Here is a 24,894-nt window from a genome sequence, read left to right on the forward strand (position 1 = left end):
AAGCGCATTTATAGGGTATATAAGTGGACGAATAACCATATAAATGTATGAATTTCTATTTTATAGAGCGCTCATTGCGCCTAACTTTGTAACATCAAATAAAAAAATGACATACTATGAGAAAGCTCTGTTTAACCATTATTTTATTAATCGGCTTCAGTAAAGCGCTGTTTGCCCAGTTTGGTAATTGTACCGCATCCGAAATGCAGACTTATACAGACCATGAAACCGGGAACACCATTACCATACTCACCGATACTTTAAAGAACGACCGTTTCCTCTATCAGACAGACCCGATGTGGACATCTGACGGCAAATATCTACTGTTCAGATCATCCAGCCGTGGAAATGGTGAAAAGATAGAACGTACACTTCCAAACGGGGAGAAACGCAGTTGGACTCCCACACAAATTTATTTTATAGAAATGGCAACAGGCCAAATCATTCAGGCTACGGAAGGTCCTGATCTGGGCAGTGCATTTCTGGCCAATAAGAGCAATCGTATGTTCATCAGCCGAAAAGAGAAAGAAGACTGGAATCTGTATGTCATGAACTTGGATAAGTTCTTTGCAGATGTGAAACAAGGAAAGGTAGGAAAACCCGCCGCCTACGAGACTCTTTTAGGTACTTTTCCCACGAATATGGGACGTCCCGGAGGATACGCCGTAGATTGTAACGATGACTATGCATATATCACCGTGGAACGTGAAGGTACAGAAGAAGAGAAAGAACGCATGGCGAAAAATGCATTCTTGCCGGAAAGTAATCAGCCGGTAAAAATAAAACCATCTCTTTGTGGCATCCGAAAAATGAACCTTGCTACCGGCGAAGTAACCAAAGTTATCGATACCGAATTTAAGACAGGACACATACAGGCCAGCCGTTTCACACCGAAAGAAATAGTTTTCTGTAATGAAACCGGTGGCGATGCACACCAGCGCATGTGGTTCTGCACAGCAGACGGATCGGTCTTCAAGCCTCTTTATAAAGAAACTCCGTTAGACTGGGTCACTCACGAAACTTTTGCAACCAAGGACTATGTTTATTTCAATATTCTGGGTTTTCAGCCTCGTCTTCGTAAACAAGTAAGTGGTATTGCCCGTATCAATCTTCGCACCGATGACGTGGAATTAGTGGGTCAGGTAGAACTGGATAAAGACCGCAAAGCCATAGAAGGACAACTTACCGGACGAGGATTCTGGCATTGCAATGCAAGTCGCGACAATCGTTGGGCAGCGGGTGACACCTTCGGAGGAAATGTCTGGCTTATCAACGTGCAGACCGGTCAACGCCATTGGCTGGTTTCGGACACCAAAATGAAACCGGATCATGCACACCCAAGTTTCAGTCCCGACGGCACAAAAGTACTTTTTCAATCCGGGCACTTCACAAACGGTACGCGTTTGAATCTGATGATGGTCGATATTACTTCATTCAATAACTAAAAAAGAAAGCAATGAAAAATAGATATTTACTCCTCTGTACTTTACTAATCGGTGCAGCCGGTAGTTTACAAGCCCAAGATTTACGTGAACGTACTTACTACTATGAGATTCTGGAACCACGGCATGAACCGAAGCCTAAAGTGAATGGTTTTGCAACCGAACGAATAAAAGAGCACTTGGACAGAGGACTGGCGGCAGCCCCTGCTATAGATGGAAAAGGCATATATCTTAGCTGGAGATTATCGGAACAAGATGATGCAGATGTGTCCTTCCATTTATATCGCACTGCAAATGGCAAGACGGAACGCTTAACCAAATCTCCGGTAAAATCAACTTGTGATTTCATAGATCGATCTCCTGCAAACGGAAAAGCATTTTATTGGATCTGCGCATTGGATAAAAAGAAAAAAGTGATTGACACATCTGCTAAAATAGAAGTGGAACTCCCATCATTGAAGAATTATCAATCAATCAAACTTAATAGAAATATAAAAGCCGGCAAGATAGCTGTTGCCGATTTAAATGGAGACGGGATTTATGATTACATTATCCGTACGCCGGATAAAAATGTAGATCCGGGAATGCCGGGTACTTTGGGTGGAGAAACTTATCAAATTGAGGCTTATCTGAATGACAGTACTTTTTTGTGGTCTAAAGACTTGGGGCAAGGTATAGAACCGGGGGTATGGTATTCTCCTTTTATCGCTTACGACTTCAATGGAGACGGCAAAGCTGAAATAGCATTAAAGACCGCTCCAGAAAATTCAAAACGTAATGAAAAAGGGCGTGTAGATTCAGGTGAAGAATACTTGAGCGTATTGAATGGCATGACTGGAGAAGAAATAGCCCGCGTGAATTGGCCTGAGCGCAATGACAGATATGGAAATCTTGTCCGCCAGAATCGTAATCAGATAGGTATGGCATATCTGGATGGGAAGACACCTTATATATTAGCTTGTCGCGGAACCTATAAATTGATGGTTGTAGATGCCTGGCAATTAAACAGCAACAAACTGGAACGCGCCTGGAGATGGGATAGTGATGAAGAAAACCCTGTAGTAAGAAGTATGGGATCACACAACATGATATGCGGAGATGTGGATCAGGATGGAAAAGATGAAATACTCTTAGGCTCATGCATGCTTGATAACAATGGTACACTATTGTGGTCTACCGGATTAGGACACCCGGACAAGATTTATCTGACAGATATTGACCCGAATCGTCCGGGAATGGAAGTATTTCTATGTTTGGAACCTTGGCATGACAACGGCCGTGGAGTTTGTGTGGTAGACGCAAAAACCGGACAACCCGTTTGGAACATCGGTCACAAAACGTTCCATGTGGGTGACGGCATGGTTGCCGACTTCGATCCTACTCATAAAGGGCTGGAATGTTTCGCAAGCGAAGACCGTAAAGGAGGAAGTACGGACAAATACCTGCTTTCTGCAGATGGTCAATATTTAGGCAAAAACGAAGATGTACCTTCCTGCCGAAACTGGGCATGGTGGGACGGAGATTTATTGCGTGAAACATTTAAAGGAGACGATAACCGATGGGGAGCAAACTCTTCTTCTAACGGAAAATCTTTAAGTATCATAAAATGGAAAGGGGAATCTCTGACAGAAGGTATTGAAGGGGATATCCTGATGATTGCCGATTTATATGGTGATTGGCGTGAAGAGATCATCACAGCCTTACCGGGCGAAATTCGTATTTACACAACGAATATCCCCGCCAAAGACCGTCGTGTAACTTTAATGCAGGATGCAATATACCGGAATTATGTAGCACATCGTTCCATGGGTTATCCACAGGCACCTGTACCTTCCTACTATTTAGGAGAGTAAATAAGATTATTTTAAATGATTAATAAACCATGAGACGTAGAATCCTTTTATTCCTTTTGGCTTTTATATCCATAAGCCAGTATGTAGGAGCATCAGATGCTCGCAATAAATATAATTTCAATTCCGACTGGTTACTTTCCGTTGGTGATACCCCTGAAGCCCAACAAGTACGTTTTCAGGATACGGATTGGAAAAAAGTCACTTTACCCCGCGCTTTCAATGAAGATGAAGCTTTTCGCTTAAGCATCGACCAGTTAACAGATACAGTGATGTGGTATCGTAAACACTTCCGTTTACCCGCTGGCAGTAAAGATAAAAAGGTATTTATAGAATTCGAAGGTGTCCGCCAAGGAGCTGATTTCTACATTAACGGTCAATATCTGGGCCTGCACGAAAATGGTGCGATGGCTGTTGGTTTCGACTTGACTCCTTATATAAAATACGGACAGGAAAATGTAATAGCCCTCCGCATTGATAATGACTGGAATTACAAGGAACGCGCTACCAACACCAAATATCAGTGGAGCGACCGTAACTTCAACGCCAATTATGGTGGTATTCCTAAGAATGTATGGCTACATGTTACAGATAAATTATATCAGACTCTGCCTTTATACAGCAATCTGCAAACCACGGGTGTCTATATCTATGCGGAAGATATTCGTGTAAAATCCCGCAAAGCGGTGATTCATGCGGAATCCGAGATAAAGAACGAGTACAAGCGTGCCAAACAAGTGGCCTATAAAGTTGAGTTGATAGACCGTGACGGTAAAACAATCAAAGTATTCGACGGTGCTCAGACTTTAATAAAACCCGGAGAAACAGTTACTTTAAAAGCAGCTGCGGAAGTGGACGGTTTGCATTTCTGGAGTTGGGGATATGGCTATCTGTATACCGTAAAAACAAGTTTATGGGCAGACGGTAAAAAGATAGATGAAGTAGCTACCCGGACAGGTTTCCGCAAAACTCGCTTTGGGAAAGGTATGATATGGCTGAATGATCGCGTAATCCAGATGAAGGGGTTTGCCCAACGTACCAGTAATGAATGGCCGGGAGTAGGAATGAGCGTTCCGGCATGGCTGAGTGACTATAGCAATGGATTGATGGTGGAAGATAATGCCAACTTGGTTCGCTGGATGCATATCACTCCATGGAAACAGGACATTGAATCGTGTGACCGCGTGGGGTTGATCCAGGCAATGCAAGCCGGTGATGCAGAAAAAGACCGTGAAGGACGCCAGTGGGGACAACGGACTGAACTGATGCGTGATGCCATCATTTACAACCGTAATAACCCGAGTATCCTGTTTTACGAATGTGGAAATGAGTCTATCAGTCGGGAACACATGATAGAGATGAAAGCAATACGCGATAAATATGACCCTCATGGCGGCCGTGCCATAGGTTCACGTGAAATGCTTGATATCCGCGAAGCCGAATATGGCGGAGAAATGCTTTATATCAATAAGAGTAAACATCACCCGATGTGGGCCATGGAATATTGTCGCGATGAAGGATTGCGCAAGTATTGGGACGAATACTCTTACCCCTATCATAAGAATGGAGAAGGGAACAATTCTTTCAAATCCGCCGCAACCAATAAAATCCAGAAGAAAGTAGATGCACGTGCTTACAATCATAATCAGGATTCATTTACGATAGAAAATATAATTCGCTGGTTCGACTATTGGCGTGAACGCCCGGGAACCGGAGAGCGTGTTAGTTCAGGTGGAGTAAAGATCATCTTCTCTGATACTAATACTCATTTCCGCGGGGTAGAGAATTATCGTCGTAGCGGGGTAACTGATGCCATGCGTATTCCCAAAGATCCTTTCTTTGCACATCAGGTGATGTGGGACGGTTGGGTAGATATAGAAAATCCACGCATCCATATCATTGGCCATTGGAATTATAAAGAAGGTACAGTGAAACCGGTTTATGTAGTTTCCAGTGCAGAGAAAGTGGAATTGTTCCTGAATGGAACATCCTTAGGATATGGTAATAGAGACCACCATTTCTTATATACTTTTGAAAATGTAGCATTTGCAACCGGTAAATTGGAAGCAGTGGGCTATGATGAAAACGGAACAGAATGCTGCCGTACACACTTACAGACAGCCGGTGAACCAGAGCAAATAAAGCTGAGCCTGATTCAAAGTCCTAATGGATGGAAAGCAGACGGTGCGGATATGGTATTACTCCAGGTAGAAGTAATGGATAAGGATGGAAGACGTTGTCCGTTGGCCAATGATCTAATACATTTCGATGTGGAAGGACCTGCCGAATGGCGTGGTGGTATCGCACAGGGAAAAGACAATTTTATTCTTTCAAAAGATCTGCCGGTAGAATGTGGCATCAACCGCGCACTCATCCGCTCTCTGACAACTGCTGGTACAGTTCGCGTAACTGCAAAAGCTAAGGGTTTGAAATCTGCTGAGATCAGCTTCTCATCATCACCAATAGAAGTAAAAGACGGATTAAGCAGCTATATCCCCGGCAATGAACTGGAAGGCAGATTAACCCGTGGGGAAACTCCATTAACACCTTCTTATAAAGATACGAAAGTAGATGTTGGCATCTTATCCGCTGTCGCCGGCGCAAATAATGAAAACGCTATCAATAGTTTCGATGATAACGAATTGAGCGAGTGGAGAAATGACGGAAGAGCAAACACAGCCTGGATCACTTACCAATTGGAACGTGCCGCACGAGTGGATGAAGTTTGCCTGAAGCTGACCGGATGGCGTTTGCGCAGTTATCCGCTGGAAATCTATGCAGGTGACGAACTGATCTGGAGCGGAGAAACAGATAAAAGTCTGGGATATGTTCATTTGAAAGTAAAACCTGTATTGACCAACGAGATCACCATTCGTCTGAAAGGGGCCAGCAAAGAAGGGGATGCCTTCGGACAGATAGTTGAGGTAGCTGCTCCCGTCGCCAATGAATTGGATCTATATAAAGCTAAAGATGGAAACAAGACCAGGCACGAATTACGCATTGTGGAAATTGAGTTTAAAGAAAACTTATGGCAATAAGGTTGAATTGTTATATAAAACACTGGGTTATTATGTATATACTCCTGCTTTGCGGGAGTATATATGCTTTTTCTCAACCCTATACAGCAGAGAAACTCTCAAAAGGCTTGGTCGGAATCCCTACAGAGAAAGGAATGTACTTCAGCTGGCGCATGACGCTGGATGATGCACCCGGCTTGCAGTTCGACATCTATCGAAGCACCAATGGCGGAACAGCCATAAAACTGAATAAAGAACCCATTAGCCAGACTGCCGATTTTCTAGATGAGGGCACTGACTTCAAAGTCACTAATCGCTGGATACTGAAAGCTGATAATAGAGAAGTAGCCACCTGGACACATTCGACAGAAGAGGAACTACACCCCTATTTAAGTATTCCAATCCGGAAACCGGAAGATGGAGAAATCGCAGGCGAACATTTCTCTTATACAGCCAATGATTGCAGTATAGGAGATTTGGATGGTGACAGTGAATATGAAATCATACTGAAATGGTCACCTTCCAATTCTAAGCGTCCTCCGCAACGTGGCTTTACAGGAAATACTTACCTGGATGCGTATAAAATGGATGGAACATTGCTTTGGCGCATTGATTTGGGACCGAATATCCGTTCAGGAGCAGCCACCACCTACTTCCTTGTCTTTGACTTCGATGGAGACGGGTGTGCTGAAATCTGCTGCAAGACAGGAGACGGAACCGTGGATGGAACAGGACATACTATCGGTGATAACCAAGCAGATTGGAGAACATGGGATAAAGAGAGTCCGACTTATGGAAAGATAGTCAATGGGCCGGAATACCTGACTGTGTTTGATGGTAAAACCGGAAAAGAATTAGATACCAAAGAATACATTCCTACCCGCTATCCCATAGACGGATGGGGAGGCATCGGCGGTAACTGTGGCAACGATAATACCGGCGGACGCTCCGACCGCTTCACTGCGGGAGTCGCCTTTCTGGATGGTAAGACTCCTTCACCTGTAATGGTCAGAGGATGGTATGGACGTACTGTAGTCTGTGCATGGACATTTACTAACTCAACCTTGAAAAGCATCTGGACTTTCGATAGTGCCGCCCCCGGTATGGAAGGATATTCCGGTATGGGAAATCATAGCGTAACAATAGCCGATTTTGACGGAGACAATTATGATGAGATCTGCGTGGGGGCTATGACAGTGGACCATGATGGAAAAGGTCTCTTCACAACGGGACTGCGCCATGGAGACGCCCTGCATGCCGGACGTTTAATCCCTTCGCGCCCTGGTATACAAGTATTCGGCGTACATGAGAACGAAGGAGATAATGAGATTGTCAAGCGAACTCCCGCCGTAGCCATGTTTGACGGAGCCACCGGAGAAATCATCTGGCAAGATGGGTTAGGCAAAGACGCCGGACGCGGAGTAGCAGCCGACATCGATCCACGCTATGAAGGAGCAGAATGTTGGTGCAACATCGGTGGCTTACGAAGAGGAGATACCGGAGAATTTATCAGTGATAAGAAACCGAATTCCTGCAATTTCACAATCTATTGGGATGCCGATCCGCTGGCAGAGTTATTAGACCATGTCTCCATCAGCAAGTGGAATTGGCAAACGGAAGAAACTGAACTATTGCTGAAAGCCGAGGGAGTAGTTTCCAACAATGGCACCAAAGGGAATCCCTGCCTGTCCGGAGATATTCTGGGAGATTGGCGCGAAGAAGTCATCTGGGCTTCAGAGGACCAAACAGAACTGCGCATATACACAACAACGATACCTGCCGCCGACAGGCGCCCGACATTGATGAACGACCGTCAATATCGTCTGGCTATCGCTTGGCAAAACGTAGCATATAATCAACCACCACACACAAGTTTTTAATCATGATGAAAAGAAACAGATTCCGTACTAGTTTGTGCCTTTCATTTTTCTTTCTGTCTTTACTACCATTGAAGGCACAGGACAATCAGGTTTCCGGCTTAAATGCCCGCCAGTTTCACAAATACTGGAAAGTGGAGTCGGAATCGCCCGATTACAAAGTAACGTTCCGGGGAGATACAGCCGAAATTGTCTCCCCAAAAGGGCTGACTCTTTGGAGAAAGGAGAAGATGAGCGGCAAAGTCACCATTGAATACGATGCCTGCGTAGTCAGTGAAACGGAAAAAGACCGCCTGAGCGACTTGAACTGCTTCTGGATGGCTTCCGACCCGAAGTATCCGGACAACTTATGGAAACGCGAGAAGTGGCGCAATGGAATATTTCTGAACTGCTACTCCCTGCAACTTTATTATCTGGGATATGGCGGAAACCACAACTCCACTACACGCTTCCGTCGCTATGATGGCAATGAAGCAGGCATCACCAATCCTCAGGCCCGGCCTGCGGTCTTAAAAGAATATACCAATGTAGAGCATTTACTGAAAGCGAACCACTGGTATCATATTAAAATTACGAACGAAAATAATAGGGTTAGTTATTATATAGACGGAAAGCGTCTGGTGGATTTCAGGGATGCCAAACCACTGACTGAAGGTTGGTTTGGCTTCCGCACCACCCTATCGCGTACCCGTATTACCAACTTCCGCTACGAGTGCTCACTGCAAGAAACCTCCGTTGTGCCTTTGCAATGGATCGGCGACACTCCCGAAATGGACAAAGCGACCAGCTTCGGCGTACCTTTTGAGAAAGGCAAGATCTTTCCTGAAAGCACTTTACAGTTAACCACCGTAAATGGTGAAAACATACCGATCGACACCTGGGCGCTGGCCTACTGGCCGGATGGTTCGGTGAAATGGAGCGGAGTAGCAGGCGTTATCCCCGCCGGAACAGAGGGGGCTACACTTGAACTAGCAAAAAAGAAATCGGTAAAAAAGGTAAGAACAACAAATCCCAACGATCAAGCATCCGTTTCCGTCACCGAGACATCCCGGAATATTCTGATAGAAACAGGAGTGATTTCGGCTTACATTCCCCGCCAAGGTGAATTCCTGATAGACAGTCTGCTATATAAAGGGGTGAAGGTGGGCGAGAAAGCACGCTTGATATGCAGCACACAGAGCACGCCCGTTCTTGAAAGCACTTCGCAGGTATCTTTCAATAACTATGTGAGCGAAATGAAATCAGCGACGGTAGAGCGGTGCGGTGCTGTACGTACGCTGATAAAACTGGAGGGCGTACATAAGAATAAAAACGGACGTGAATGGCTGCCCTTTGTGGTACGTCTCTATTTCTATGGTGGAAGTGAGCAGATGAAGATGGTGCATAGTTTCCTGTTCGATGGAGACCAGAACCAGGATTTCATTCGTGCTTTAGGCGTCCGCTTCGACGTGCCTATGCGCGAAGCACTTTACAACCGCCACATAGCCTTCTCCTGTGCTGACGGCGGAGTGTGGAGCGAACCTGTACAGCCATTAGTAGGGCGTCGTGTACTGACATTGGGCGATGCAGCGAACAGGAACTCCGGCCGGGATGTGACAAATAAAAATGCCGGCAAGGATAAGGAACCCTCCCTGCAACAGCAACAGATGGAAGGGAAACGCATCCCACCTTATGAAGCTTTTGATGAAAAAAATCGCTCGCTGTTGGACAACTGGGCATCGTGGAACACCTACCGCCTGTCTCAGCTCACTGCGGATGCTTTCTCCATCCGTAAACGGGCCAATGACACGAATCCCTGGATAGGTACCTTCTCCGGCACGCGCAGTGAGGGATATGCTTTTGCCGGCGACGTCAGCGGTGGATTGGGGCTTTGCTTGCACGACTTCTGGCAGTCTTATCCTTCGGCCATCGAAATCTCCGGGACGAAGACTCCCGTAGCCACCCTTACCGCTTGGCTATGGAGCCCCGATGCCGAACCCATGGATTTGCGCCACTACGATAATGTAGCACACGATTTAAATGCCAGTTACGAGGATGTTCAGGAAGGGCTGAGTACACCTTATGGAATTGCCCGCACCACCACACTCACCCTGATCCCACAGGGAGGATATGCAGGAAAGCAGGCTTTTGCAGACCGTGCCAAGCAACTTTCGGAACCGGGTGTATTGATGCCTACCCCCGAATACCTGCACGCGCAACAAGCTTTTGGCGTCTGGAGCCTTCCGGATCGCAGTACTCCATTCCGCGACCGGGTAGAAGACCGACTGGATGCATACGTTGACTTTTACAAGAAGGCCATCGAACAGAACAAATGGTATGGTTTCTGGAACTACGGCGACGTCATGCATGCGTATGACCCTATTCGCCACACCTGGCGCTACGACATCGGAGGCTTTGCCTGGGACAATACGGAACTGGCCTCCAACATGTGGCTTTGGTATAATTTCCTGCGCACAGGGCGTGTAGACATTTGGCGCATGGCAGAGGCTATGACCCGCCACACAGCCGAGGTAGACGTCTACCACATAGGGGAGAATGCCGGATTGGGTAGTCGTCACAACGTCAGCCATTGGGGATGTGGCGCCAAAGAAGCACGCATCAGTCAGGCTGCTTGGAATCGCTTCTACTATTATCTCACTACGGACGAACGCTGCGGAGACCTCATGACCGAAGTGAAAGACGCCGAACAGAAACTCTATACCCTAGACCCTATGCGCCTGGCACAACCACGTAGCGAATATCCCTGCACCGCCCCTGCCCGCCTGCGCATTGGTCCCGACTGGCTGGCATACGCCGGAAACTGGATGACGGAATGGGAACGCACCCGCAATGTGGCTTACCGCGATAAAATCATTACCGGCATGAAGAGTATCGTCGCCCTGCCCAACCGGATTTTCACAGGCCCTAAAGCGCTTGGCTTTGACCCTGCAACCGGCATCATCAGCAGTGAGTGCGACCCCAAACTGGAAAGTACCAACCACTTAATGAGTATCATGGGCGGCTTCGAGGTGATGAATGAAATGCTCCGGATGATTGAACTACCCGAATGGAAAGATGCTTGGTTAGATTATACGATACGTTACAAACAGAAAGCATGGGAGCTAAACCGTAGCCGTTTTCGCATTTCACGTCTGATGGGCTATGCAGCTTATCAGACACGCAACCCGGAAATGGCAAAGGAGGCTTGGGCGGAATTGTTCACAAGACTGGAGCACACGCCGGCACCGCCTTTCCGCATCACAACTCTACTTCCACCCGAGGTGCCTGCCCCGCTGGACGAATGTACCAGCATCAGCACAAACGATGCCGCCCTGTGGAGTCTGGATGCTATTTACATGCAGGAAGTAATTCCCATGGACGAATGATTTGCACGATTTTCCATGTATATTGCATATTATTCTATGGAAGTATTTCGTATTAAGCCGTATTTTTGCAACTAATGAAAAACAAAATATATCATGAAAAAACCTTGTTTTAAATCCTTGACCGGCATAGCTGCCATTGCAGTGATTGCACTGGGATTATCGGGCGCCATGCCCGCCCCGAAATATAAGACTGTCACCGTTAACGCACCTTTTGCCATGGAGCCGATAAAGGAATTTATTTTCCCCAACCGTGATTTTTCCATCGCAAATTATGGAGCAGTAAAAGGAGGGAAAACTATAAATACAAAAGCTATCGCTAAGGCTATCAAGGCATGCAATCGCGCCGGTGGTGGCCGTGTAGTAATTCCCACCGGCGAGTGGCTTACAGGCCCCATACACCTGATGAGCAATGTGAACCTGCATTTATCTGACGGTGCCATACTGCGCTTCACAGACAATCCGGAAGACTATCTTCCTGCCGTGATGACGTCATGGGAAGGTATGGAATGTTACAACTACTCGCCTTTGGTGTATGCTTTCGACTGTGAAAATGTAGCCATCACCGGAACCGGGACACTGCAACCCATCATGGACACGTGGCGCAAGTGGTTTAAGCGTCCCAAGCCTCACATGGACGCATTGGCCGAACTCTACACAATGGCCTCAACGGATGTTCCGGTAGAGAAAAGACAGATGGCAAAAGGAGAAAATAATCTTCGCCCGCACCTGATACACTTCAACAGATGTAAGAACGTCTTGCTCGATCAGTTCAAGATTCGTGAAAGCCCCTTTTGGACCATACACTTGTATATGTGCGATGGCGGTATTGTTCGCAATCTGGACGTATATGCCCACGGACACAATAACGATGGCGTCGATCTGGAAATGAGCCGGAACTTCCTGATAGAAGATTGCAAGTTTGATCAGGGAGATGATGCAGTTGTCATTAAAGCCGGACGTAACCAAGATGCCTGGCGATTGGATACCCCGTGCGAGAATATTGTGATACGCAACTGCGACATCATAAAAGGACATACATTACTGGGCATCGGCAGCGAAATGTCGGGCGGCATACGCAACGTATATATGCACGATTGCGCAGCACCAGACTCCGTGTTCCGCCTCTTCTTTGCCAAGACCAATCACCGCCGGGGAGGTTTCATCGAAAACATCCACATGGAGAACGTAAAAGCAGGCAAGATGCAGCGTGTACTCGAAATTGATACGGATGTACTCTACCAATGGCGTAATCTGGTACCTACTTACGAGGAGCGCATCACCCGCATCGACGGCCTGTACATGACGAACGTGACCTGCGAACGCACTGAAGCCATCTACGATCTGAAAGGGGATGCCAAACTGCCTGCAAAGAACGTCGTTATAAAGAATGTACATGCCGATGAAGTTACGAAATTCATCAAGAACGTACATAACGTAGAGAATGTAACGGAAGAGAACGTGACGTACGGCCGCTTCCGCAACGCGGCGAATGCTCCGGCTTATGATTATTCAAAGCTACAAAAGGAAAAGTTGGGTCGTGGTGTAGTAGCCATCCGTGAGAACCCGTCAGAAGTAGCTGTTTCCTGGAGATACCTCTCGTCCGACCCCGAGAATACAGCGTTCAACCTCTATCGGGACGGAAAGAAGATAGCCGAAGTACCTGCTACTACGGGAACTTTCTACCGGGATGCCTATAAAGGAAAGAAAGCAACTACGTACACCGTGCGGCCCGTTGTAAACGGCGTGGAAACAGGACATATCGAGGGCAACTATACACTGCCGGCGAAGGCACCCATAGGATACATCAATATTCCGCTGGACCGTCCGGCGGATGGGGTCACCCCTTCGGGACAAGCATTCACCTATATACCCAATGACGCTTCTATTGGTGATGTCGATGGGGATGGAGAATATGAGATTATTCTGAAATGGGATCCCTCGAACGCACATGATAATGCCCATGATGGCTATACTGGAAATGTCCTCTTCGATTGCTATCGATTGACAGGTGAACGCCTCTGGCATATTGATATGGGACACAATGTCCGTGCAGGTGCACACTACACTCAATTCATGGTATATGATTTTGATGGCGACGGCTGTGCAGAGATCATCATGAAGACTTCTGACGGAACCATCGACGGACAAGGTAAAGTGATCGGGGATGCCGCGGCCGACTATCGCGAACCGGGTACCCCTGCCAATCAAGGTCGCATCCTGAAGGGTAATGAATACCTCACCGTCTTCAATGGACGCACAGGTGCCGCCATGCAGACTATCGATTATGTTCCTGCACGCGGAAATCTGGCAGATTGGGGAGATAATCGCGCCAACCGAAGCGACCGTTTTCTGGCTGCCGTTGCCTATCTGGATGGCATCCATCCCAGTGTAGTGATGTGCCGCGGATATTACACCCGTACTGTACTTGCAGCTTTCGATTGGGATGGAAAAGAACTGAAACAACGTTGGATATTCGACAGTAACACCCCAGAATACAAAGCTTATGCAGGACAAGGCAATCATAACCTCCGTGTAGCAGATGTAGATGGGGATGGATGTGACGAAATTATATATGGTTCCTGCGCCATCGATAATAATGGTAAAGGGCTTTACTCTACCGGAATGGGACACGGAGATGCCATGCATCTGACGAAGTTCTCGCCCGATATGCCCGGACTTCAGGTTTGGGATTGCCATGAAAATAAGCGCGACGGTTCCAGCTTCCGCGATGCAGCAACAGGAAAAGTATTCTTTCAGGTGAAAAGCGGAATAGACGTAGGCCGTTGTATGGCTGCCGACATCGACCCGACGAACCCCGGCGTGGAAATGTGGTCTTGGGAATCAAAAGGACTACGCAATATCAAGGGAGAAGTAGTCAATCCCGATATCAAAACATTCTCTGTCAATATGGCTGTGTGGTGGGACGGCGATTTACTCCGTGAGTTGCTGAACAAGAATGTGGTATCCAAGTACGATTGGGAAGCCGGCGTCTGCAAACCGCTCGTCACATTCGAAGGTGCTGTATCGAACAACGGAACCAAAGCAACTCCCTGCCTGCAAGGCGATATTCTGGGTGACTGGCGCGAAGAAGTATTGCTACGCACAGAAGACAATACGGCACTACGCCTCTATGTATCACCCATAGCAACTGATTACCGTTTCCACACTTTCCTGGAAGATCCGGTTTACAGGATCAGTATTGCTACACAAAACGTAGCATACAACCAACCGACACAACCCGGTTTCTATTTCGGACCTGATCTGAAAGGAAGTTTCAGAGGATATGAATTTAAATAGTAATTATATAATGTAGTATTTAAAAGTATGAACATAAAGACATTCTGCCTGACAGGCACCTTGCTGTTACTCAGCATCAGCACTTATGCCCAGAAAAAGAAGGAAGCAATAAATGACTCCAACACCCCGCTGCACCTGTTGCAACCAGAGTATAAAGTACCCTATAAAGCTCTTTCTACTACTGAAGTAAAAACTGATATCGACCGTATTCTCCGTTATTTGGAAAAGACTACTCATACCCGTGTGGTCAGTGAGAAGACCGGAAAAGTAATCACTGATTATAGTAACTTGCCTGCCGACGCCCAATTGGAACGCGGCGCCTTCCGCCTGGCCAGTTATGAATGGGGAGTTACTTATTCGGCCATGATGGCAGCTGCCGAAGCCACCGGAGACGCAGCTTACATGAAATATGTTACTGATCGCTTCAAGTTTCTCGCCGAAGTGGCTCCGCATTTTCGTAATCTGCTCGAAAAGAATGGTACTACCGACCCACAAATGAAGCAAATCCTGACACCTCATGCGCTTGATGATGCCGGTGCCGTATGTGCTGCTATGATTAAGGCACAATTACAGGATAAATCTCTCAATCTCTATCCTTTGATAAATAATTATCTCGATTTCATTCTAAACAAAGAATATCGCCTTGCCGACGGAACCTTTGCCCGCATCCGTCCACAGCTCAACACGCTTTGGCTGGATGATATGTTCATGGGCGTTCCTCCCATAGCCTGGTACTCTCGTATGGCAGATAAAGAACAGTCCAAATATCTGGCCGAAGCCGTTCGCCAAATCTTCCAATTTGCCGAGCGTATGTGGGTACCCGAGAAGAAACTCTTCCGTCACGGTTGGGTAGAAGGTATGGGGGATCATCCTGCCTTCTTCTGGGGACGTGCCAACGGTTGGGCGCTGCTCACCATGACCGAAGTACTGGACGTAATGCCGACCGACCATCCCCAGCGTGAAAAGCTCATGAACCTCTTTCGTGAACACGTCCGTGGGCTGGCTGCTCTTCAAAGTGGCGAAGGATTCTGGCATCAACTGTTAGATCGTAACGATTCTTATCTGGAAACTTCAGCAACTGCTATCTATGTCTATTGCATCTCCCATGCCATCAACCAAGGTTGGCTCGACGCAATGGCTTACGGTCCCGTAGCGCAACTTGGCTGGCATGCAGTCTCCACACAGATCAATGCAGAAGGACAGGTAGAAGGTACCTGTGTGGGTACCGGAATGGCATTCGATCCTGCATTCTACTATTACCGCCCGGTCAATGTGTATGCCGCACACGGCTATGGTCCTGTAATCTGGGCAGGGGCTGAAATGATCAACCTGTTGAATAAACAGCATCCTAAAATGAACGACAGTGCCATTCAGTATTACCATACTGAACAGAAGACTACCGCACCGATCTTCAGTGTTAGTAAACCCGATTAACCCTCAATGAATAATATATTATGAAAAGAGAAGCATTTAAAATGTTCCTGAAGCCCGGCTTCGAAAAGGAATACGAGAAAAGACATGCAGCCATCTGGCCCGAACTGAAAAAGATGTTATCCGACGGCGGAGTATACGACTACTCCATCTATTGGGACCGCGACACCAACATCCTCTTTGCCTGCCAGAAGACGCGGGGTGAAGAATCCTCCCAAGATATGGGTACCAATCCCATTGTACAAAAATGGTGGGATTACATGGCGGACATCATGGAAGTAAATCCGGATAATTCTCCGGTAACCATACCCTTGCCCGAGGTATTCCACATGGAATAAACCTTAAAAGTGCATTGAAGTTAGTCTTCAATGCGCTTTTTTCCTTATTTTTGTTACGTACTAAAATCTATGAAATATGAAAAAGCACTTATTGCTTGCATGCCTATATCTATTATTCTTCATTCTTAACACCTCAGCCTCTGTCGAAGTACGTTCTACCCATATGACTACTGCCGACGGGCTTGCCAACAATTCCGTCTGCTATGTATTCCAGGATAGTAAAGGGTTTATTTGGATGGGAACCCTGAACGGACTCAGTCGTTACGACGGCAACACTTTCGTTACTCTTCTGCCCGAAGGCGACACCCAGCCCGGCCGCCTCTCCCTCTCCTCCAACCACGTCCGCTCCATCAGCGAAGACTGCAACGGCTTCCTGTGGCTCGAAACCTCCGGCGAATTCTTCAACTGCTATGACCTGAAAACAGAACGCTTTGTCGACTTCACCGGCCGCGGCGAACACCGCCAACACTACGACCGCAAGGCTGAAGCTCCCAATGGAGATATATGGTTGTGGAACAGTCGCAACGGCTGCCGCCTCATCACCTACCACAATGGTGCGTTTTCATCCGTTGCTTACAAGAAATCCAATGGTAATCTGCCTTCGGACAGCGTGGCCTATGTATACCCCGACCCACAGGGAAACATCTGGATAGGTACCGATCACGGTGTGGTCCTGGTCAGCGGTACACAAACCGTCATTATCAATAACGGCAATGCCTTTGCCGCACAATCCTTCGGAAAAGACGTCTTTTTCCTCTCCACCGATGGCATCATCAGCCGGAAGAGCGGTACTGCACCCACTACAACCGTCGCCCACCTGCCACGTAGCGAGGGAGGGATCACCCTGTACGGCACACTCCGCCTACAAAACGAGTGGGTCATCTTCACCTCCACCGGAGGCTATCTATTCAACATGAAAAACAATCACGTCAGCCGCCACCCTGAACTCGACATCCATAACGGCAATGTGCTGACGGATAATCGAGGCGACTTCTGGATATATAACAACACCGGCCAAGTATGGTACGTCAACGCCACCACTCACGCCGTTAAAACCTTCCGCCTCTCCCCTCCCGATAAGCTGAACTATGTGGACATGGAACGTTACCACATCGTACACGACTCCCGAGGCATTATCTGGATCTCCACCTACGGCAATGGACTCTTCACCTACAACACTACCACAGAAGAACTCCAGCACTTCGACTTCCAGATCGACGGCTTCAGCCACATCAGCTCCAACTATCTGCAATACATCATGGAAGACAGTTCCGGCGCCATCTGGGTCAGTTCCGAATACGCCGGCATCGCCCGTCTCACCATCCTGAACGAAGGCATCAAACGTATATACCCCGAAGCCATCTCCATGTCCGACCGTTCCAATACCGTCCGCATGATTACCCGCCTCAAGAACGATGACATCTGTATCGGTACCCGTGGTGGTGGCGTCTATACCTACGACCCACTAATCAACACACTGAAAAAAGAAGTTCACTACAACTCCAACATCTACGCTATGGCCGAAGATAATGATGGAACCCTATGGATGGGAAGCCGCGGTGAAGGCCTCTGCATTGGCGGACAATGGTATATCAACCATCCTTATGATGCTTCTTCCATCAGCAACAACCATATCTTTACTCTTTACTGCGACCAAAAAGGTCGTATGTGGGTAGGCACCTTTGGTGGCGGACTGGATTTGGCCATCAAGGAGAACGACCGATACACCTTCCGCCACTTCTTCAACAAAACCTTCGGACAGCGCCGCACGCGCGCCATCATCGAAGACTCGAACGGCTGGATATGGGTGGGAAACAGTGACGGAGTCTACGTCTTCTCTCCCGATTCCCTGCAAACCAACCCGCAGAACTACCTGACTTACAATTACAACAACGGAAAGTTGCGCAGCAACGAAATCAAGTGCATCTACCAGGACACTCGGGGGCGGATATGGATTGGTTCCTCTGGTGGTGGTCTCAGCATGTGTATCCCCAGTACCGACTACCGTAACCTCACCTTCAAGCACTACGGCACCAGCAACGGCCTCGTCAACGACATGGTCCAAGCCATCGCCGAAGACAAGCAAGGCAACCTCTGGATTGCCACCGAATACGGTATCTCGCGCTTCAACCCCGAAACGCAAGTCTTCGATAACTACTTCTTCTCAGCCTACACGCTTGGTAATGTCTACAGCGACAATAGCTCGTACGTCAGCAAAAATGGCAGCCTGCTGTTCGGCACCAACTACGGTTTGTTGGTCATCAACCCCGAACAAATGGGAAACAATTCGGTACTCAACTCCTCAATTACCTTTACCAACCTTCAGGTGAACGGAATATCCATGCGCCCCGGTGATCCCGACTCCCCCCTCTCCAGCGCCATGATGTACACCGACGAAATCGAACTGAAGTATTTCCAGAGATCATTCGTCATCGACTTCACTACGTTCGATTACTCAAAGACCAACAGCTATACCTACACCTACCGGCTGGAGAACTATGATAAAGAGTGGAGCAAACCCTCGCCTCTCAGTTTTGCATCCTACAAAAACCTGCCACCGGGTAAATACAGCTTGCACGTGAAAGTTTGCAATGCCACCGGCATCTTGGGCGATCAGGAAGCCGTTCTGAAAATTATCATCACTCCCCCCTTCTGGAAAACTACTTGGGCATTCCTCATCTATGCCCTATTGTTGACAGTCATGCTGTACATCACCTATAGACTGATACGTAACTTCAATCTCCTGCGTAATAAAGTACAGGTAGAAAAGCAACTGACTGAATATAAACTCGTATTCTTCACAAACATTTCACACGAATTCCGTACTCCCCTAACTCTGATTCAGGGAGCACTGGAGAAGATACAGAGTATAGACAAGGTACCCAAGGAAATGGTCAACTCGCTAAAGGTTATGAACAAGAGTACCCAGCGCATGCTCCGTCTCATCAACCAATTGCTGGAATTTCGGAAGATGCAGAACAACAAGCTCGCCCTCTCCCTGGAAGAAACAGACGTTATGGGCTTCCTGCACGAAATATTCCTAAGCTTCAAAGACACCGCCACATCCAAGAACATGGATTTTCGTTTCCAGCCCTCAGCTGCTTCCTACAAGATGTTCATTGACAAAGGGAATCTGGACAAAGTGGTCTATAACCTCCTATCCAATGCCTTCAAATACACCCCGAGCAACGGGAAAGTCACCCTTGCTGCTATCGTTGATGAAGACAGGAAATGCTTGGAAATCTCTGTAGCAGACACAGGTATCGGCATCGCCAAAGAGAAACGGGGAGAACTCTTCAAACGCTTTATGCAAAGTAATTTTTCAAGCAATAGTACAGGCATAGGACTACACTTGACACACGAACTTGTCAATGTCCATAAAGGGAATATCAATTATGATGAGAACCAGGGAGGAGGATCAGTTTTCACTGTTTCACTCCCCATTGACATCAGTGTATATGAAGAAAAAGATTTTTTGATTCCTCACAATGCCTTTCTGGAAGAGAAAGCATATAAACCGGAAAGTAATGAAGAAGAAAATATTCTGGAAGTAAACGTTGCAAAGGAAAAAGAGCCTTCGAATCAATATAAACTGCTCATTATAGAGGATGATAATGATGTACGCGAATTCCTGAAAGAAGAATTTAAACCTTATTTTGAGGTTGTTACTGAAGAGGACGGACTTTCAGGTCTTGAGCGCGCCCGCACATACGACGCCGACCTCATCATCTGCGATGTACTGATGCCAGGTCTCACCGGCTTCGAAGTTACCCAGAAGCTTAAAAATGATTTCGATACCAGTCACATTCCTATCATATTATTGACAGCTATGAGCTCGGCAGAAAATCATCTGAAAGGTGTGGAAAGCGGAGCAGATGCATATATTACCAAACCGTTTAGCCCTAAATTATTGCTGGCAAGGGCATTCCAACTAATAAAGCAACGTGAAAAGTTGCGAAAGAAATTTTCGGATGATCCGGGAATGATTACGCCTGCCATCTGCACATCGGAGAAAGATAAACAATTTGCCGATAAGCTTCAAACTATTCTGGAAGAACAGATTGGTAACAGTGAATTCGCTGTAGATGACCTGGCTTCAGTAATGGGGCTGGGACGTTCAACCTTCTATCGCAAGGTACGTGGAATAACCGGTTATTCCCCCAATGAATACATGCGCATCATCCGCATGAAAAAAGCTGCTGAACTTTTACTTGAAAATCGTTATACAGTGGCAGAGGTATCTTATAAGATAGGTATCGAAGACCCATTCTATTTCAGCAAATGCTTCAAGAAACAGTTCGGAGTATCTCCATCCGTATATTTACGTGGTAAGAACAACCCGGAAGAAAAAGAGGTTGATGACAAAGAAGAAGAGACGTTCGAACAAGAGTGAATACAGAAAAGCCCGGAATTTAAAACTTTCCGGGCTTTTCCATATTAGAAAATTTCTAAATATAAAGAGGATATTTACCAATCATTATTTTCATTCCCAACAAGACCATTTTTTGCAGCTTCTTCTATTTTATCCATGATAACATTTGAATAAGCGTGTGTCATAACAAGTGCTTTAGAAGAACTTTTTTTAGCCTTATATTCATCTTTTTTTTGAAATGGAAAACACTTTTCTATAGCCCACATTTCAACTGATTTCGTAGGTTGTGTACCCCCTATTGCTCCCATTATGCCTCCACCAATATACTTACTAACATCATAATTTTGTACGGTATAAGTTACACGGATTTTGCCATCCTTAATATCTACTCTGATAATAGGGTGTATACTGATAACATAAGAATTCATACCACCTGCATGAGCTGCAATACCTCCTATAAACCCTTTACCAATAATTACACCGGATTCTTTATCATTTAGCTGAATAACTGCATCAGCATCATTGAATGTGGCAGTAAACCAATAATTCAATGCAACATAAAGCTGATCTTTAGTTTGTTCCCCACAGTCAATAACCTGCGTATAAGTTAATGAATTATTTTTATCCAATGAAATCCCCGCTCCCAGATTCTCAGCCGCCTCAGTCCATTTATCTCCATACTTCTCAACTGCATACTTCTCAAGTTCTTCAGCACGCATAATTTGAGCACTTGCACATACTGCCATAATACATACCAGCGTGCTTACAAAAAATCTTTTCATATTATTAAAACATGCATCGTAAGTTCATCAATGCCTTTATGATAAAATAGTATTGGCGCATTAAAGAATGTGTGAACCTATTAGTTCAATTCACTAAAATTTAAAGTCGAGTTTTATCATTTTGGAACGGGACTAAACACTTCCTTATATGTGTCTGTTGTGTTGTACAACTGTGCAAAGATAAGGAGTTTTCTGTAAAGTTTTAATTTTTGTAGACTTTTTCTTTAAAAAAAACGTAAAACATACAAAATAGCCCCGACTATTATAAAGTCAGGGCTATCTCAAAATTATATAAAAAACTTTTTATTCCCACTCAATTATCATAAACCATTAATTTACAATAATTTATATTTTATTTAAAAATATAGGGTATACTTTCAGGGTACATTTTTCAAAAAATGGTTGATATTATATATCAATGAAATAGCCCTGAAATGTAACTTATAAATCATCTGATTTTTAAGTTGATGTAGCAAAGGTATAAAAAAAGAGTAATCCAAACAAGGACTACTCCATTAAAAAGATAATGAATAAATGAGGTATCGCCATACCTCGTTTAATACTTAAAGAATCAGTATATATAACCTTGAAAGCACAAAACTTCTTTTTAGCCATATATCAATAAATATCACAAAGTTCCATTTTATTTATTATTTCCTTTGACAATCCCCAAATACTATCCTTACTTATTATACTATAAGTAACCAACTCCTGATTATCTTCCAAGTCAATATGTTCTTTCACCGAATTTATATCATTTTCAGGTATAACGTATTCAGACATTTCAGGTGTGTTTTCATCTTCGCTACAAGCCATAAAAAGCACAGCAAACAATGCGGTTAGTAAAAGTACTTTTTTCATAATATCCTATTTTTTAGTATTTACTTTATATGGTTTCAAATTAAAATCCTCCACTTCCACTGAAATCTTATATTCCATCTTGGGATTCAAGTTCACAATGTTGCTTCCCGTATTCAGTTCTATGTCACTGACCTTTCTTCCGTCTTGGAAGCATGAAACAACTCCCGTTTCCGTTGCATCATCCTTTATATTGATGATTAACTTTCCCTTATCCAAACGAATGTCAATGGGATTGGGTGACACATAACCAAAGTATGTCAGGTTCTTAGATACCCCCCACTGTTTGTCATACTTATAATTCAAATAATATTTCCTGCTTGGTGCAACAATCTTTGCATCCTTAAACTTCATACCAAATGAATTTTCCGCAATCTTCGGTTGTATTGACGAGGTTACAATAATGCTGTCAAGATTGGTGTTTATCGGTCTGTACTTAATGATGTCAGAATTGAAAGCATTCTCACCAATGGATTCAAGATTTTCAGGAAGATAAATTCTTGTTGATATGGTATTGACAAACGCATTATCCTTAATTGTTTTAAGGTTCTGCAAGTTGGATAAGTAGATATATCCATCATATTCATCGTCCCAAAAACGTGGATTGGGTGAATGAAATGATTCATCCCACTGTTCTTGTGAATCCAAATAAATGTCAATGATGTTAGCAAAAGCATACTCACCAATTGAAATTATATTCTTTGGTAAGATGATTGTACTATATTGTGGCTTTTTATTCAATTTCTTGTTGTTGTAACTTTTATCAAAGGCATAAGGTGGTATTTCATTATCAGGATATTCATAATATCCGTTTATTGTACCATTTCCCCCCTTATAAGCACGAATTTCAATATTGTCACGCATTCTAACACTATGCAGGTTTGGAAGACTATCACGCATGAATTTAAAGTCCTCTGCTGTTAGGAATGTATGATGCCAAGTACCATCTTCGGGATTCTGCCAATCACTATAACTAATGATTAATATAGATTTTTTCCATGTTTCATAATTGGGTTCAACTCCATATAATTCCCAGCATTCATCATTAGGGTCATACCAAGTTTGAACCTTATATTGAAGTGATTCGTGTGGGTATTTTTCGCCACTCATAAGCATAGCAGTGCCAAATTGTGAATCACCAAAATCAAATGCTTCATCTCCTTTTGTATTATTATTCAACCCTCTTGTACTAACATTGTCAATCTTGTATGTCTCAATCTTCATGGATGAAGTTTGCGCATTTACCAATGGAAAAACAAACATTCCAAAAAGCAACGTAAAAAGCAGTTTCTTAATCATATAATATTAATTTAAAAGTTATATATTATCTATTGTTGTGAGTACATTTTGTACCACATTATATATTACATTTTATCAATATACATACTCTAATGTAAGTGTTCTGTAAATGTAATTATGTTCTTTACCTGCAATTAGATGAATATATCTAACTTTCTTGATTAAACTTCCATCTAATTCATATTCATAATGCGGACTTATGGTACTACTACCATATCCCGAACCATCTTTACTCCCCTTCAACGCCTTTGTTGTATTTAATCCAAACCATTCTGTAAACCCAATATTTTCATCCTTGTATGTTTTACCCGTACCTCCTAATTTGAGGAAATTTATATTCAAATTGGTATTATTTACGATTTCCGATTCCGTATAATATTCCAAATCGTCACTCCAATTTCCCCCTCCTTCCATTCTTTCCGACACTATATTTCTTTTTCTCCAAGTAAGCATCATTATTTCATTGTCACCAATGCTGTTTGTCCCTCTATGAATTGCTTGTAATTCTCCATTACGATATACATAGTTAGTTGTTTCGCAAAAGCCATCATCACCATACGCTTCTTTTTTAACCACAAAAAATCTATTAAAGGATTTTTGTTCTAAACTATAATATGTTTTCTCCAACCAACACAAGGGTTTATTTTTATTGGTATCAAACACTTTTCCATTTTTATACCCAATATAGTATATATACTTTTCATCAGAATATTTCCCACTACGGAATGTATAGACATGAACATATTTATCATTTCCATGATAACCGCTTCGTGTTACTTTCACCAAATCGTTTGAACCGTCATACTCAAAATCAAGTTTATAAGAAAAGTCTCGTCCACCATAAGATTCAACGATGGCAGACTTTACCATATACTCACCTCTGTTATTCGTTCTTTGAGCAAATACGCATGCACTAACATTTATCAAGACAAGTGTAATTAAAATATTTTTCATATTCCTATATTT

The 24,894-nt window shown here is 44.8% G+C and carries 13 protein-coding genes; 9 read left to right on the plus strand and 4 right to left on the minus strand.

All coding sequences use genetic code 11. The features are described 5' to 3' along the window. Window positions 1-116 precede the first annotated feature (116 nt). The 9 genes from DW036_RS04655 (at window position 117) to DW036_RS04695 (ending at window position 21,010) form a co-directional block, all read left to right on the plus strand. On the plus strand, window positions 117-1,445 hold the full coding sequence (locus DW036_RS04655) for a PD40 domain-containing protein (protein ID WP_118461687.1): 1,329 nt from the start codon (window positions 117-119) through the stop codon (window positions 1,443-1,445). Between the two features lie 11 nt (window positions 1,446-1,456). Continuing rightward, on the plus strand, window positions 1,457-3,295 hold the full coding sequence (locus DW036_RS04660) for a silent information regulator protein Sir2 (protein ID WP_118461689.1): 1,839 nt from the start codon (window positions 1,457-1,459) through the stop codon (window positions 3,293-3,295). 29 nt (window positions 3,296-3,324) lie between these two features. After that, window positions 3,325-6,330 (plus strand): DUF4982 domain-containing protein, encoded by a 3,006-nt coding sequence (locus DW036_RS04665; RefSeq protein WP_118461691.1) that lies wholly within the window; start codon window positions 3,325-3,327, stop codon window positions 6,328-6,330. Between the two features lie 32 nt (window positions 6,331-6,362). After that, the gene (locus DW036_RS04670; protein WP_118461693.1) at window positions 6,363-8,189 is read left to right on the plus strand and encodes a rhamnogalacturonan lyase; all 1,827 of its coding nucleotides are present in this window, start codon (window positions 6,363-6,365) and stop codon (window positions 8,187-8,189) included. A 5-nt stretch (window positions 8,190-8,194) separates the two neighbouring features. After that, a complete protein-coding gene (locus DW036_RS04675; protein WP_369905873.1) occupies window positions 8,195-11,551 on the plus strand; it encodes a DUF6250 domain-containing protein in 3,357 nt (1,118 codons plus the stop codon). A 93-nt stretch (window positions 11,552-11,644) separates the two neighbouring features. Beyond that, window positions 11,645-14,848 carry a glycosyl hydrolase family 28 protein gene (locus tag DW036_RS26230; RefSeq protein WP_118461697.1) on the plus strand — a complete coding sequence of 1,068 codons (3,204 nt, stop codon included), beginning with the start codon at window positions 11,645-11,647 and terminating at the stop codon, window positions 14,846-14,848. A 27-nt stretch (window positions 14,849-14,875) separates the two neighbouring features. Next, window positions 14,876-16,282, plus strand: a complete 1,407-nt coding sequence (locus tag DW036_RS04685) for a glycoside hydrolase family 105 protein (protein ID WP_118461699.1) — start codon at window positions 14,876-14,878, stop codon at window positions 16,280-16,282. A 20-nt stretch (window positions 16,283-16,302) separates the two neighbouring features. Continuing rightward, window positions 16,303-16,617 (plus strand): L-rhamnose mutarotase, encoded by a 315-nt coding sequence (rhaM, locus tag DW036_RS04690; protein WP_044262093.1) that lies wholly within the window; start codon window positions 16,303-16,305, stop codon window positions 16,615-16,617. 76 nt (window positions 16,618-16,693) lie between these two features. Then, the gene (locus DW036_RS04695) at window positions 16,694-21,010 is read left to right on the plus strand and encodes a hybrid sensor histidine kinase/response regulator transcription factor (protein ID WP_118461701.1); all 4,317 of its coding nucleotides are present in this window, start codon (window positions 16,694-16,696) and stop codon (window positions 21,008-21,010) included. A gap of 74 nt (window positions 21,011-21,084) precedes the next feature. On the opposite strand, the gene DW036_RS04700 is transcribed toward DW036_RS04695, so the two are convergent. The 4 genes from DW036_RS04700 to DW036_RS04715 all read right to left on the minus strand — a co-directional run bounded on the left by DW036_RS04700 (window position 21,085) and on the right by DW036_RS04715 (window position 24,882). Continuing rightward, entirely contained in the window at window positions 21,085-21,771 is a 687-nt protein-coding gene (locus tag DW036_RS04700; RefSeq protein WP_022391780.1) for a DUF4468 domain-containing protein, read from the minus strand. 618 nt (window positions 21,772-22,389) lie between these two features. Further along, window positions 22,390-22,632, minus strand: a complete 243-nt coding sequence (locus tag DW036_RS04705) for a hypothetical protein (protein WP_118461703.1) — start codon at window positions 22,630-22,632, stop codon at window positions 22,390-22,392. A gap of 6 nt (window positions 22,633-22,638) precedes the next feature. After that, window positions 22,639-23,928, minus strand: a complete 1,290-nt coding sequence (locus DW036_RS04710) for a leucine-rich repeat domain-containing protein (protein WP_118461705.1) — start codon at window positions 23,926-23,928, stop codon at window positions 22,639-22,641. A 75-nt stretch (window positions 23,929-24,003) separates the two neighbouring features. Beyond that, on the minus strand, window positions 24,004-24,882 hold the full coding sequence (locus DW036_RS04715; protein ID WP_118461707.1) for a hypothetical protein: 879 nt from the start codon (window positions 24,880-24,882) through the stop codon (window positions 24,004-24,006). Window positions 24,883-24,894 lie beyond the last annotated feature (12 nt).

It is taken from the genome of Bacteroides sp. AF39-11AC, assembly GCF_003474285.1.
Classification (GTDB): domain Bacteria; phylum Bacteroidota; class Bacteroidia; order Bacteroidales; family Bacteroidaceae; genus Bacteroides.

What these genes read in the sequence shown, in the direction of transcription:
- DW036_RS04655 (WP_118461687.1), top strand. Translation starts at nt 117, where the DNA reads ATGAGAAAGCTCTGTTTAACCATTATTTTATTAATCGGCTTCAGTAAA.
- DW036_RS04660 (WP_118461689.1), top strand. Translation starts at nt 1,457, where the DNA reads ATGAAAAATAGATATTTACTCCTCTGTACTTTACTAATCGGTGCAGCC.
- DW036_RS04665 (WP_118461691.1), top strand. Translation starts at nt 3,325, where the DNA reads ATGAGACGTAGAATCCTTTTATTCCTTTTGGCTTTTATATCCATAAGC.
- DW036_RS04670 (WP_118461693.1), top strand. Translation starts at nt 6,363, where the DNA reads ATGTATATACTCCTGCTTTGCGGGAGTATATATGCTTTTTCTCAACCC.
- DW036_RS04675 (WP_369905873.1), top strand. Translation starts at nt 8,195, where the DNA reads ATGAAAAGAAACAGATTCCGTACTAGTTTGTGCCTTTCATTTTTCTTT.
- DW036_RS26230 (WP_118461697.1), top strand. Translation starts at nt 11,645, where the DNA reads ATGAAAAAACCTTGTTTTAAATCCTTGACCGGCATAGCTGCCATTGCA.
- DW036_RS04685 (WP_118461699.1), top strand. Translation starts at nt 14,876, where the DNA reads ATGAACATAAAGACATTCTGCCTGACAGGCACCTTGCTGTTACTCAGC.
- rhaM (WP_044262093.1), top strand. Translation starts at nt 16,303, where the DNA reads ATGAAAAGAGAAGCATTTAAAATGTTCCTGAAGCCCGGCTTCGAAAAG.
- DW036_RS04695 (WP_118461701.1), top strand. Translation starts at nt 16,694, where the DNA reads ATGAAAAAGCACTTATTGCTTGCATGCCTATATCTATTATTCTTCATT.
- DW036_RS04700 (WP_022391780.1), bottom strand. Translation starts at nt 21,771, where the DNA reads ATGAAAAGATTTTTTGTAAGCACGCTGGTATGTATTATGGCAGTATGT.
- DW036_RS04705 (WP_118461703.1), bottom strand. Translation starts at nt 22,632, where the DNA reads ATGAAAAAAGTACTTTTACTAACCGCATTGTTTGCTGTGCTTTTTATG.
- DW036_RS04710 (WP_118461705.1), bottom strand. Translation starts at nt 23,928, where the DNA reads ATGATTAAGAAACTGCTTTTTACGTTGCTTTTTGGAATGTTTGTTTTT.
- DW036_RS04715 (WP_118461707.1), bottom strand. Translation starts at nt 24,882, where the DNA reads ATGAAAAATATTTTAATTACACTTGTCTTGATAAATGTTAGTGCATGC.